This window comes from Arthrobacter sp. sptzw32 (assembly GCF_059089735.1).
In genome coordinates this window covers 232595-245139 of record NZ_JBNHEZ010000001.1, presented here as the reverse complement: position 1 = coordinate 245139, position 12545 = coordinate 232595, and the positions used below count along the sequence as shown (strand labels likewise).

The 12545-nt window shown below is 67.3% G+C and carries 11 protein-coding genes; 3 read left to right on the top strand and 8 right to left on the bottom strand.

The window, feature by feature from the left end; translation table 11 throughout:
- Positions 1-10 precede the first annotated feature (10 nt).
- The 6 genes from tsaD to AC5RVN_RS01170 are packed head-to-tail and all read right to left on the bottom strand — an operon-like array spanning position 11 to position 5302.
- The gene (tsaD, locus tag AC5RVN_RS01195) at positions 11-1102 is read right to left on the bottom strand and encodes a tRNA (adenosine(37)-N6)-threonylcarbamoyltransferase complex transferase subunit TsaD (RefSeq protein ID WP_494136827.1); all 1092 of its coding nucleotides are present in this window, start codon (positions 1100-1102) and stop codon (positions 11-13) included.
- Positions 1099-1578, bottom strand: coding sequence for a ribosomal protein S18-alanine N-acetyltransferase (gene rimI / locus AC5RVN_RS01190; protein ID WP_494137082.1), 480 nt, complete (start codon positions 1576-1578; stop codon positions 1099-1101). Before rimI ends, tsaD begins: the two co-directional genes overlap by 4 nt.
- Before the next feature lie 44 nt (positions 1579-1622).
- Positions 1623-2294 (bottom strand): tRNA (adenosine(37)-N6)-threonylcarbamoyltransferase complex dimerization subunit type 1 TsaB, encoded by a 672-nt coding sequence (tsaB, locus tag AC5RVN_RS01185; RefSeq protein ID WP_494136826.1) that lies wholly within the window; start codon positions 2292-2294, stop codon positions 1623-1625.
- Positions 2294-2953 (bottom strand): tRNA (adenosine(37)-N6)-threonylcarbamoyltransferase complex ATPase subunit type 1 TsaE, encoded by a 660-nt coding sequence (tsaE, locus tag AC5RVN_RS01180; protein ID WP_494136825.1) that lies wholly within the window; start codon positions 2951-2953, stop codon positions 2294-2296. Before tsaE ends, tsaB begins: the two co-directional genes overlap by 1 nt.
- Positions 2950-4173 (bottom strand): alanine racemase, encoded by a 1224-nt coding sequence (alr, locus tag AC5RVN_RS01175; protein WP_494136824.1) that lies wholly within the window; start codon positions 4171-4173, stop codon positions 2950-2952. The genes tsaE and alr overlap by 4 nt, the downstream gene beginning before the upstream one ends.
- A 37-nt stretch (positions 4174-4210) precedes the next feature.
- Positions 4211-5302 (bottom strand): carbohydrate kinase family protein, encoded by a 1092-nt coding sequence (locus tag AC5RVN_RS01170; RefSeq protein ID WP_494105501.1) that lies wholly within the window; start codon positions 5300-5302, stop codon positions 4211-4213.
- An 82-nt stretch (positions 5303-5384) separates the two neighbouring features.
- On the opposite strand from AC5RVN_RS01170, the gene AC5RVN_RS01165 reads away from it, so the two are divergent.
- From AC5RVN_RS01165 to AC5RVN_RS01155, 3 genes are all read left to right on the top strand, one after another.
- On the top strand, positions 5385-6839 hold the full coding sequence (locus tag AC5RVN_RS01165) for a family 4 glycosyl hydrolase (protein ID WP_494136823.1): 1455 nt from the start codon (positions 5385-5387) through the stop codon (positions 6837-6839).
- Positions 6840-6916: 77 nt separating this feature from the next.
- Positions 6917-8179 (top strand): D-inositol-3-phosphate glycosyltransferase, encoded by a 1263-nt coding sequence (mshA, locus tag AC5RVN_RS01160; RefSeq protein WP_494136822.1) that lies wholly within the window; start codon positions 6917-6919, stop codon positions 8177-8179.
- Positions 8180-8218: 39 nt separating this feature from the next.
- Positions 8219-9895 carry a formate--tetrahydrofolate ligase gene (locus AC5RVN_RS01155; RefSeq protein WP_494136821.1) on the top strand — a complete coding sequence of 559 codons (1677 nt, stop codon included), beginning with the start codon at positions 8219-8221 and terminating at the stop codon, positions 9893-9895.
- A 313-nt stretch (positions 9896-10208) separates the two neighbouring features.
- Here the strand turns inward: AC5RVN_RS01155 and AC5RVN_RS01150 are convergent, their stop codons facing one another.
- Both AC5RVN_RS01150 and mgrA read right to left on the bottom strand, forming a co-directional pair.
- Entirely contained in the window at positions 10209-11294 is a 1086-nt protein-coding gene (locus AC5RVN_RS01150) for an inositol-3-phosphate synthase (protein WP_494041927.1), read from the bottom strand.
- Between the two features lie 162 nt (positions 11295-11456).
- On the bottom strand, positions 11457-12497 hold the full coding sequence (mgrA, locus tag AC5RVN_RS01145) for an L-glyceraldehyde 3-phosphate reductase (protein ID WP_494041928.1): 1041 nt from the start codon (positions 12495-12497) through the stop codon (positions 11457-11459).
- Between the last annotated feature and the right edge of the window lie 48 nt (positions 12498-12545).

Here is a 12545-nt window from a genome sequence, read left to right as displayed (position 1 = left end):
CCGGTCGTGGTCAGGCCGGGAGTGAGACCGAGGTGACCGGCATGGAGGAATCCGGGGCGAACCTGATCCCGCTGGGTTCCACTCCGGCCATCACCAGCTGCGCTCCAAGGGCGGCCACCATGGCGCCGTTGTCGGTGCAGAGGTCCAGCGGCGGAACGTGCAGCGTGATCCCGGCCGAGGCGCAGCGCTGGCCGGTCAGCTCCCGCAGGCGCGAGTTCGCCGCCACGCCGCCGCCGAGCAGCACGTCCCTGATGCCGTTTTCCCGGCAGGCCAGGACGGCCTTGGACGAGATGATGTCCACCACGGCTTCCTGGAATGCGGCTGCGATATCGGCAACCGGGACCTCCTCGCCGCGGGCCTCGAACTGCTCGACGCACCTGGCCACAGCGGTCTTCAACCCGCTGAAGGACCAGTCGTAGCGGTGCGGGCCGGGTTTCCCGGCCGTCCCCATGTACTTGGGCTGGCTGAGGCCGCGGGGGAAGCGGATGGATTTGGCGTTGCCGGTCCGTGCCACCTTGTCGATGGCAGGCCCGCCCGGATAGCCGAGCCCCAGAATGCGGGCCACTTTGTCGTACGCTTCGCCGGCGGCGTCATCGATGGTGGAACCAAGCAGTTGCACATCGTCCGTGATGCTGTTGATTTTCAGGATCTCGGTGTGCCCGCCGGAGACCAGCAGTGCGCCGAGATTCTCCGGCAGCCGGGGAGCGGCTGTGCCCTGTTGCCCGTCCAGCAGTCCCACGCCCACGTGCGCCACGAGGTGGTTGATGGCGTAGAGCGGCTTGCCGGTGGCCACGGCCAGGGCCTTTGCGGCGCAGACCCCCACCATGAGGGCGCCGGCCAGGCCGGGGCCGGAAGTGACCGCAATGGCGTCCACGTCCTCCAGGGTGACTTCGGCGTCGGACAGCGACTGCTCGAGCGTGGGCACGAAGGCATCAAGGTGGGCCCGGGAAGCGATCTCGGGAATGACCCCGCCGAACCGGACGTGTTCATCCATGGACGAGGACACGGTGTTGGTCAGGAGGGTGGTGCCCCGGACGATGCCCACTCCAGTTTCGTCGCAGGAGGATTCGATGCCGAGCACCAGGGGCTGCGAGCGGTTCATGGCTGGCCTGCTTCCGTTGATGTGCCGTGTCCCGGTCCTTCGCTTTCAGGCCCGGGAAGCTGGAGGCGCATGATGAGGGCGTCAACGCCGTCGCGGTAGTAGCGGGGGCGGACGTGGATTTGTTCGAAGCCGAAGCGCCGGTAAAGCTGCTGCGCGCGGGGGTTGTCCGCGCGCACCTCCAGCAGGAGGTCCGCTGCGTACCTGCGGCGCGCCTCCTCTATGAGCGAGGTCAGCAGCGTGGTGCCGATTCCGCGCCCTTCGTATTCGGGCACGACGGCGATGGTCTGCACGTCCGCGATGGGTTCTATGCACATCAGCCCGGCGTAGCCCACGATGCCTTCGCTGCCCTCAGCCACCAGGTACCAGCGGGTTTCCGGCTGGGCCAGCTCGTCGTAAAACATGTGCAGTGGCCAGGCATCCACAGGGAAAAGCCGCTGCTCCAGGACGCTGACGGCGATAACGTCCTCGGGGGTCATCTGCCGGATGGAGACGCCGAGGCTGGCGGGATCCGCGGCGGCGTTCACAGGGCCCTCTTCCTGGGCCCGGGAACCTGCGCATCGGATTCGCGCAGGTACAAGGGGGTGGAGTCGAGGAGGAAATCTCCGGCGGCAAGCCGGGCCAGTGCGAACTGGCCCAGGTACAGGGCGTCCGGCTGTTCCAGCGCGAATTCCGGGTTCGCCTCCAGGGTTTCCCCGTAGAGCCCGGCACCGGCACCGTAAGCGGGGAGGTCCGGCAGATCCGAGGCAGAGCCAACGTGCGGCCCGTCCTCCAGCACGGGAAGCTGGCCATCGGCAAGGCTGTAGCGGGCCCAGTACACCTCTTTGCGCCGGGCATCGGTGACCACCAGGAAGTCCGGGGCCGCGGCGGTGGATTCCGCCACTTCCAGTGCCACGGCATCCAGGCTCATCAGCCCGTACAGGGGTTTACCCCACACGAAGGACAGGGTGCGAGCGGTGGCGATGCCGGACCGCAGCCCGGTGAACGGTCCGGGACCCACGCCCACCACGAGGGCGTCGATATCGTCTCCGCTGACACCGGCGTCAACGAGCATCTGTTCGATTCCCGGCGCGAGCACTTCCGCATGGCTTCGGGTGTCCTCCGTGGAGAAGCTGGCCACCACGCCTTCGAGGGCGTCGCCGGAAACCAGGGCAGCGCTCGCCACGGCGGAGGTATCGATGGCGAGGATAAGCATCAGGCGTTCCCTTCAGAGGCGGCAACCGGACCCGGAAGCGCCGGCCAGCGCGGACCGTACCCGCGCATCACGATGGTGCGGGGCTCGTCCGTGTCCTCGTTGTCGAAATCCAGGGTCCCGCCGTCGGACCGGGTGAACCCGGGGGACGCTCCGGCTCCCCCGCCCACAGCCCCTGGTGCCGTGCCATTGACCGTAGTGCCGCTCAAGCCGATCGCACGGTGCAGGTCAATTTCCAGGCGGCTCTCGCTCAGGTGCTCCACCCGGTCGTGGCCCCATTCCACAACCGTCACGGAGGAGTCGAGGGTGTTCTCGAGGTCGATGTCGTCTACCTCGGCGGCCGATCCCAGCCGGTAGGCGTCCACGTGCACTAGGTCCGGCCCGCCGGGCCGCGGACCGTCCGGCAGGTTGGGGTGGATGCGCACCAGGACAAAGGTGGGCGAGATAATGCCTGCGCGCACGCCCAGGCCCTCCCCCAAACCTTGCGTGAAGGTGGTTTTCCCGGCACCCAGCTCGCCGGAGAGTACCAACAGGTCCCCGGCCTCCAGGACCTCCGCAAGACGCACGGCGAGCGCGTGGGTCTGGTCCGCCGTCGTCGCGGTGAACGTCTTTTCCCAGTTGGGAGCGGCCTGGCCGTTGTTCAGGGGCTCCGGCGCGTTCACGCTGCCCCCTCCGCACGCTGCCCGACGGCGGCCGGCGCCTTTTCGTTGATGAAGCGGCGGGGTACGCGTGGGCTGATCCGGGTGACGATTTCGTAGTTGATGGTGCCGGCGGCACGCGCCCAGTCATCAGCAGTGGGGCCGCCGTCGGCGCCGTCGCCGAACAGCTCGGCTTCGGCACCCAGCAGGCCCGCCCCGGCAGGGCCGATGCCGCCAAGGTCGATGACCATCTGGTCCATGGCGATCCGTCCTACTACCGGGTAGGTTTTGCCGGCCACGCGGACGGGCCCGCCGGTGGCGATGCGCGGCACGCCGTCGGCGTAGCCCACCGGGATCAGGCCCAAAGTGCTGCGGCCGCTGGTGCGGTAGCGCAGGCCATAGGAGACGCCCTGCCCGTCCGGGACCTCCTTGCACTGGGACACCAGGGTCCGGAGGGTCATGGCGGGGCGGAGGCCCAGCTCGGCGGACGTCTGCCCGGCAAAGGGCGACAACCCGTAAATCCCCAGGCCCGTCCGGACCAGGTCAAAGTGGGTGTCCGGACGGGACAGCGTGGCCGGAGTGTTGGCAAGGTGCCGGACTTCGGGGTCCACGCCGGCGTCCTCGGCCACAGCCAGGGCTTCGCGGAAGGCGGCGAGCTGCTGGTCGGTTTCCGGCCGTTCGGGTTCGTCGGCGACGGCCAGGTGCGAGAAGATCCCCACCACCCGCAGCAGTCCCTGGTCCTGGTATTCCATGGCCTCGCCCACCAGGTGGTCCCAGGTATCGAGGGTTGCACCGTTGCGTCCCAGGCCGGTGTCCACCTTCAGATGGATGCGGGCGGGGCGTTCCTGCTCGCGGGCCGCGGCGACAATGCGGTCAAGTTCCCAGCCGGAGCAACCGATGTCGACGCCGGCTGCCACCGCTGCGCCAAAGTTGCTTTCCGTGGTGTGCAGCCAGGCCAGCAGCGGAGCGTCGATCCCGGCGGCACGCAGCGCCAGCGCCTCTGAAATGTGGGCAACCCCCAGCCAGGCGGCGCCGGCTTCCAGGGCCGCACGCGCCACCGGGACGGCGCCGTGCCCGTACGCGTCCGCCTTCACTACGGCCATGACCTTCGCCGGGGAGGCTGCAGCGGCCAGCCGCCGGACGTTGTGCCGGATGGCATCAAGGTCGATCACGGCGGACCGCTCGTTGCGGGGGTCCTGTCCCGGGGCAGCGTCAAAATCACCGGTCGTTGCGGGGTAAGTCACCCTAGTGATTCTAGTGCTGGCGCTTCGGGCCGAATAATCAGGCGTCTGAGAGGTGTGCGATGGTGGCCGATGCCCTGCGCTGGGCCGCGAGCGGAACGTCCTGGACGATGTCGGCCAGGAAGGAGAAGCGCCGGAGCCACTGGCTGGTCTGCCGTTCTGGCCGGGCATTGGCGCGCTTCCACCAGTCGGCGATGTCCCCCCAGCCCGGGGCGGCCAGCGATCCTCCCACCTCCTGCACTGCCAGGGAGGCACAGAGGTTTGCGAAACGCAGCCTGTTCCCCAGCGGCCAGCCGGCCAGGCTGCCAACGATGAAAGCGGCGTCAAAGCAGTCACCGGCGCCGGTGGGATCAAACGCCTTGACGGGCAGGGAAGGCACCCACTCCTCCTCCCCGGTTTCGGAGTCCACCGCCATGGCCCCCTGTGGCCCCAGTGTCACCACGGCAACCGGCACCCGGTCCGCCAGCGCGTAGAGGGCCGTCCACGGATCGTCCTTGCCTGTGAACGCCATGGCCTCGCGCTGGTTGGGCAGGAACGCGTGGAAGTACTGCAGGTTGTCCAGCCGCACCGGCGCCCAGACGCCGCTGGGGTCCCACCCGACGTCGCCAAACAGCTTTACTCCCGCCTGGTGCGCCTCCTTGGCCCATGGTTCAACCTCCAGCCCCACTTCCGCGATGCCTGCGAGCGCTGGAGGCGGGTCCCCGATAAGCTCCGACGCCGTTACCGGCGCGGCATGGCCGTGGGTCACCAGGGACCGGTCCTTGTCCACACACAGCGAGACAGTGACCGGCGAATGCCAGCCCGGAACCTTCCGTGACAGGCTCAGGTCCACGTGCTCCTGGGCAGAGAGGATCTTCCAGTTGAAGTCCCCGTACCCGTCATCGCCGAAGGCCGCGGCGAGGCCGGTCCGCAGGCCCAGACGCGCGGCAGCGATGGCTTGGTTGGCCACCCCGCCCGGGCAGCTGCCCATGCCGTCGCTCCAGATTTCGGTGCCCGGCTCGGGTGCGTGGGGCAATCCGGTGAAGATGATGTCCTGGAACACCGTGCCGGCCAGCAGCACGTCGAATCCGGGGTCCGAGGGCGAGCGGACGGCGGCCAGGGGGTCGAATTGGCGTGCCGGGATCGCGTTCATGTGCCGCACACTACGCCCTGCCACCGACATCCGGTAGGGGCTGCTGTAGGTGCTGCGGACACCCGCCCCTAGACTGCTGATTATGCGGCTTTTGATTGTGGGCGGCGGGGGTTTCCGGGTTCCGCTGATCTACCGGGCCCTGGCCTCCGGCCCCTTCACCGGCGTAGTCAGCGAACTGGTGCTGTTCGACGTCGACCTCTCCCGCCTGGCCGCCGTGACAGCTGTCCTGCGCAGCATGCCCGGCCCTGGTCGGCGCCTGCCGGTGCACCCCACCACCGATTTGGCGCAGGCGTTGGCGCGGACACAGATGGTGTTTGCCGCAATCCGTCCCGGCGGCACGGCCGGAAGGGTCGCCGACGAAAGAGTGGCGCAGGACCTGGGGCTGCTGGGACAGGAAACCACGGGCGCCGGCGGCATCTCCTATGCCCTCCGGACCATCCCGCGCATGCTGGAGCTCGCGCACCTGATGAAGGAACACTGCCCCGACGCGTGGCTGATCAACTTCACCAACCCTGCCGGCATGGTCACCGAAGCACTCCTGCCGGTGCTCGGCAGGCGCGTCATCGGGATCTGCGACTCCGCGGGCGGCCTGGTACACCGGGCCGCCCGGGCCGCAGGCGTCGCACTCCCGGAAGGAAGGCTCGACGGCGTGGGCTACTACGGCCTGAACCACCTGGGCTGGCTGTACCGGCTGGAGTCCGGCGGACGGGACGTCCTTCCCGCGCTGTTGTCCGATCCGCAGGCCCTCCAGTCCTTCGAAGAAGGCAGGCTCTTTCCGCAACCGTTCCTGGCCCGCCTTGGCGCGCTCCCCAACGAGTACCTGTATTACTACTACCAGCAGGACGCAGCCCGGGAAGCGATGCGTGCCCTGCCGGCTACCCGCGGGGAATCCATTCACAGCCAGCAGCAGGAGTTGTATCCGCGGCTGGCTGCGGCGGGCGGTGAGGCGTTCACCATGTGGGAGGCTGCGCGCCGGTCGCGGGAGGAGGGATACCTGGCCGAGGCCCGGGGGAAGGACGAACACCGCGACGAAGCCGACCTTGCCGGTGGCGGCTATGAACGCGTCGCACTGGCGGCCATGCGCGCCCTTTCAGGTTCCGGCGAGGTCCAGCTGATTTTGAACACGCGCAACACCGTGCCGGCCGGCGCCACCGGGACGTCTCCGCTACCCCCAGCCGGCACTACCGGGGCATTCGCGCTACCCCCGGCCGGCACGGAGGCGGCCACCCTCGCAGCCGCCATTCCGGGCCTGCCGGCGGACGCCGTCGTCGAACTTCCCTGTACGGTGACGGCCGACGGCGCGCTGCCGCTGGCACAGGCGGCTCCACCGCCGGAGCAGCTCGGGCTGCTGCAGCAGGTCAAGGACGTGGAACGGCTGACAGTGCGGGCAGCGACGGAAGGTGACCGCGGGGCGGCACTGCAGGCGTTCGCCCGGCATTCGCTGGTGGCCTCCGAGGAGCTCGCCGCAGCACTGCTGAGCGGCTACGAGCAGGCCTTTCCAGGCTTGAGGAAGACGTGGCGCAGTGGTACGCGTTGACACAGGAGTAGTGTTTTATCGAATGCCCAGCACTGACCCGGCGCGTTAATCTGCGCCGGTGGCCGGAAGGAGGTCCAGTGGCAGCGGTCCGCAGGGTGGCTTTACTGTCCCTCCACACCTCCCCCATGGAGCAGCCCGGCTCCGGTGATGCCGGCGGGATGAACGTCTACATCCGCGAACTGGCCTCCGCGCTGGCCGAAGCGGGCGTGGAAGTGGAGATCTTCACGCGATCCACCTCCGCCGGCCAGCCCGCCATCGAACACCCGGATCCCGGCGTGTGCGTCCATAACGTCCTGGCCGGACCTGCCAGGAAGATCCCCAAGGAAGAGCTTCCCGGACTTCTCCACCACATGGTGGAGGAAATCGAGCAGATCCGTCAGCGGCAGCCGCATGGCCGCTACGACGTCATCCATTCGCACTATTGGGTGTCCGGCATCGCCGGGCTGGAGCTGTCCGAACTATGGGGCGTGCCGCTGGTCCACACCATGCACACCATGGCCAAGGTCAAAAACCTCCTGCTCGAGTCCGGGGAACAGCCTGAGCCGCGGCGCCGGGAGCTGGGTGAGCACCGGATCGTGGACGGGGCCGCGCGGCTGATCGCCAACACCAGTGCCGAGGCCGCTGAGCTGGTGTCGCATTACGGCGCCTCTTATGACCGGATAGACATCGCCCCGCCCGGCGTCGATCTCAGCACTTTCACTCCTGCCTTCCGCGCCAGGGCGAGGACCGGGCGGGGCATCGGCCCGGAAACCTTCCACCTCGTCTTCGCGGGCCGGATCCAGCGACTGAAGGGTCCGCAGATCCTGGTGAAGGCAGCGGCCCTGCTGCGGCGCCGGCGGCCGGACATCAACCTCCGGCTCACCATCCTCGGCTCGCTGAGCGGAAACAAGGAGTTCAATCTCCGGCGGCTGGTCGCGGAGGCGGGAATGGACGACGTCGTCACGCAGCTTCCGCCGGTGAAGGCGCCCGAACTGGCGGCCTGGTTCCGCGCGGCCGACGTTGTGGTGATGCCCTCCTACAGCGAATCGTTCGGGCTGGTGGCCCTGGAAGCCCAGGCCTGCGGCACTCCCGTCGTGGCGACGCGCGTCGGCGGGCTTTCCCGGGCAATTTTCGACGGCAGGACGGGGCTGTTGGTGGACGGCCATCACGCCTCTGACTGGGCGGATGCGCTGGAGGCCCTGTATGACGACCCCGCCACCCGGGAAGACATGGGACGGGCAGCCGCCATCCGGGCCCAGAGCTCGGGGTGGCAGCGCACTGCCGCCATCACGCTCGAAAGCTACCACGCCGCCGTCGACGATTTCGTGGGCCAGCACCTGACCACCGTTCCTGCCACCTAACGCCCCCACCTGCCGCATCCGCCCAAGAAAAGGACAATGATGTCTGCTTCCCCAAGTGACCTTGAGATTGCACGTGCGGCACGAATCCGGCCCATCGAGGAGATTGCGGCTGCGGCGGGGATCAATGCGGCGGCGGTGGAGCTGTACGGGCGGTACAAGGCGAAGGTTGATCCCGCGCAGCTTTCGGCGCCTCCGCCCCACGGGAAGGTGGTGCTGGTCTCGGCCATGTCCCCTACCCCGGCAGGTGAGGGCAAGTCCACCACCACAGTGGGGCTCGCCGATTCGCTGGCCCGGGCCGGACACCGGGTGATGATCGCCCTGCGGGAGCCGTCACTGGGTCCTGTCCTGGGCATGAAGGGCGGAGCCACCGGCGGCGGGTACTCGCAGGTTTTGCCCATGGACGAGATCAACCTGCATTTCACCGGCGACTTCCACGCCATCACCTCGGCCAACAATGCGCTCATGGCCCTGGTGGACAACCACATCTACCAGGGCAACGAACTGAACATCGACCCCCGGCGCATGACATTCAAGCGGGTGCTGGACATGAACGACCGCGCCCTGCGGGAGGTGGTGATCGGCCTGGGAGGGCCGGCGCAGGGAGTCCCCCGCCAGGACGGATTCGATATCACCGTGGCATCGGAGGTCATGGCCGTTTTCTGCCTGGCTACTGATCTGGCGGACCTCCGGGAGCGCCTGGGCAGGATCACCTTCGGCTATACCTTTGACCGCTCCCCTGTCACCGTGGCTCATCTCGGTGTCCAGGGCGCTTTGACCCTGCTCTTGAAGGAAGCCATTAAGCCGAACCTGGTGCAGACCATCGCGGGTACCCCGGCGCTGGTCCATGGCGGTCCGTTCGCCAACATCGCCCATGGCTGCAACTCGCTCATCGCCACCCAGACGGCCCGACGGCTGGCGGACATCGTTGTTACTGAGGCCGGTTTCGGCGCCGATCTTGGTGCCGAGAAGTTCATGGACATCAAGGCACGGTGCGGCGGCCTGGTCCCTTCCGCCGTCGTGGTGGTAGCCACCGTCCGGGCACTGAAGATGCAGGGCGGGGTGCCGAAGGACCGGCTCACCCTGCCGGACCTGCCGGCCCTGGAAGCAGGGGTGGCCAACCTCCGCCGGCACGTACGCAACATCGAGAAGTTCGGTGTGACGCCAGTGGTTGCCATCAACAGGTTCTCGTCGGATTCCCCCGAGGAACTCGACTGGCTGCTCGCCTGGTGTGCTGCCGAGGGAGTCCAGGCCGCCGTCGCCGATGTCTGGGCATGCGGCGGCGGGGGCGACGGCGGCGATGAACTCGCAGCCCTCGTCGCCGGCGTCGTGGCCGGCCCGAACAGCTTCCGGCACCTGTATCCCCTGGAGCTGCCGGTGGAGGACAAGATCCGGACCATAGCGCAGGAAATCTACGGCGCGGACGGCGTCGACTTTTCCGTGCCGGCCTTGAAGCGGCTGGCCGACATAGAACGGAACGGCTGGGGCGGCATGCCGGTATGCATGGCCAAAACCCAGTACTCATTCACCGACGACGCCTCCCGCCTGGGTGCACCGAAGGGTTTCACCATCCACGTGCGCGATCTCCTGCCCAAGACCGGAGCCGGATTTATTGTGGCGCTGACCGGAGCCGTGATGACCATGCCCGGCCTGCCCGCCGTTCCGGCCGCGCTGCGCATGGACGTGGACGGCGCCGGCAACCCGGTAGGCCTCACCTGACCCTCCACCGTTGTGCCACCACTCACCGCACCCTCTCTCACTTGATGTGCGCTTTCCGCAGACGCTCTCTCACCTGATGTGCGCTTTCCGCAAACCCTCTCTCACCTGATGTGCGCTTTCCACAGACGCTCTCTCACTTGATGTGCCCTTCCCCGGCCAGCAACGCCACGCGCCGCTACCGGGGTTAAACGCGCGGCGCTCCCCCACTAAAAGTGAGAGAGCGCCGCGTGGAAACAGACGTTATGTGATAGAGGATTGCCCAAATACCGACGTCAAGTGAGAGAGGGTCTCAGGGGCCACCCGGACGAACGGGTTAGCGCTCGAGGTCTCCGCGGATGAAGGCTTCGACCTTTTCGCGGGCGAGGTCGTCGTTGAACTGCTCCGGCGGGGACTTCATGAAGTAGCTCGATGCGGAGAGCAGGGGGCCGCCGATGCCGCGGTCCAGCCCGATCTTGGCGGCGCGGATGGCGTCGATGATCACGCCGGCGGAGTTGGGCGAATCCCAAACCTCGAGCTTGTACTCCAGCGAAACGGGGGCGTCACCGAAGTTGCGGCCCTCGAGGCGGACGAAGGCCCACTTGCGGTCATCGAGCCACTGGACGTAGTCGGACGGGCCGATGTGCACGTCCTTCGCGGCCAGTTCAGCCTCAACGTTGGACGTCACGGCCTGGGTCTTCGAGATCTTCTTGGACTCGAGGCGGTCGCGCTCCAGCATGTTCTTGAAGTCCATGTTGCCGCCGACGTTCAGCTGGTACGTGCGGTCCAGGGTGACACCGCGGTCTTCGAAGAGCTTTGCCATGACACGGTGCGTAATGGTGGCACCGATCTGGCTCTTGATGTCGTCACCAACAATCGGCACACCGGCGGCGGTGAACTTGTCCGCCCACTCCTTGGTGCCTGCGATAAACACGGGCAGGGCGTTGACGAAGCCCACGCCGGCGTCGATGGCGCACTGGGCGTAGAACTCGGCAGCTTCCTGCGAACCAACCGGCAGGTAGCAAACCATGACGTCGACCTTGGCGTCCTTGAGCGCCTGGACAACGTCAACGGGCTCTTCGGTGGACTGCTCGATGGTCTCGAGGTAGTACTTGCCCAGACCGTCGAGGGTCTGGCCGCGCTGGACGGTGACACCGGTGGGCGGCACGTCTGCGATCTTGATGGTGTTGTTTTCGCTGGCCAGGATGGCATCGGCAAGGTCAACACCAACTTTTTTGCCATCCACGTCAAACGCTGCGACGAACTCAACGTCACCCACGTGGTACTGGCCAAACTCAACGTGCATCAGGCCCGGAATCGTGGCCTCGGGGTCAGCGTCCTTGTAGTAGTGGACACCTTGGACCAGGGAAGCGGCGCAGTTTCCTACGCCGACGATTGCAACACGAATCGGATGTGAAGACACGGAACTCCTTTGGGGGACAAACGTCGGCCAGCCAGGTTGCGCTGCGACGAAGGTACGACGGCGGCCGGCGGGGCGGCGCCACGTGGCGCCTATTCATTGTACCCAACAGAGTGGGACCGGGCTTTGTTCCCCGGTCCCACTCCGTTGATGGGCGGCGGTAACCTAGGCGGGCTGCTTCCAGAGGTTGATGTCCGACTCGACGGCGAACTCGTCGATGTCAGTCAGCTCGTCCTCGGAGAACTCCAGGTTGTTGATCGCGGCCAGCGTGTCCTCCAACTGGCGGACGCTCGAGGCGCCCACCAGCGCGGACGTAACGGGCGAGCCCTTGGGCTGGTCGCGCAGGATCCAGGCGACGGCCATCTGCGCCAGCGACTGCCCGCGGTTTTCGGCAATCCCGTGCAGCCCGCGGATCCGGTCCAGCTTTTCATCGGTGATGGAGTCCTCTGAGAGGAACCGGGCCTTGGCGGCGCGCGAATCGGCAGGAACACCGTTCAGGTAGCGGTCGGTAAGCATGCCCTGGGCCAGCGGCGAGAAGGCGATGGAACCGGCGCCCACCTGGTCAAGTGCCTCGTACAGGTTGGGGCTGCCGTTCTCGGTCCAGCGGTTGAGCATGGAGTAGCTGGGCTGGTGGATCAGCAGCGGCGTCCCGAGGTCCTTCAAGATGCGGGCCGCCTCGAGGGTCTGCTCCGGGGTGTAGGAGGAGATGCCGGCGTACAGCGCTTTGCCCGAGCGCACGGCGTAATCCAGGGCACCCATGGTTTCTTCCAGGGGAGTCTCCGGGTCCGGCCGGTGGCTGTAGAAGATGTCCACGTAGTCCAGGCCCATCCGCTGCAGCGACTGGTCGAGGCTGGAAATGAGGTACTTCCTGGAGCCCCATTCGCCGTAGGGGCCGGGCCACATGTAGTAGCCGGCTTTGGTGGAGATGACCAGTTCGTCGCGGTAGGGCTTGAAGTCGTCCTGGAGGTGCCGGCCGAAGTTGGTCTCGGCGGAACCGTCAGGCGGGCCGTAGTTGTTGGCGAGGTCGAAGTGGTTGACGCCCAGGTCGAAGGCGCGGCGGAGGATGGCGCGCTGTTCGTCAAAGCGCTTGTCGTCGCCGAAGTTGTGCCATAGGCCCAGCGAGATGGCCGGAAGTTTCAGCCCGCTGCGGCCGACCCGGCGGTAGGGCATGGATTCGTAGCGGTCTTCGGCCGCGGAATAAGTCATGCGTTCCATCCTGCCAGCTGTGACCCGCGCTACAGTGCCGGGGAGAAA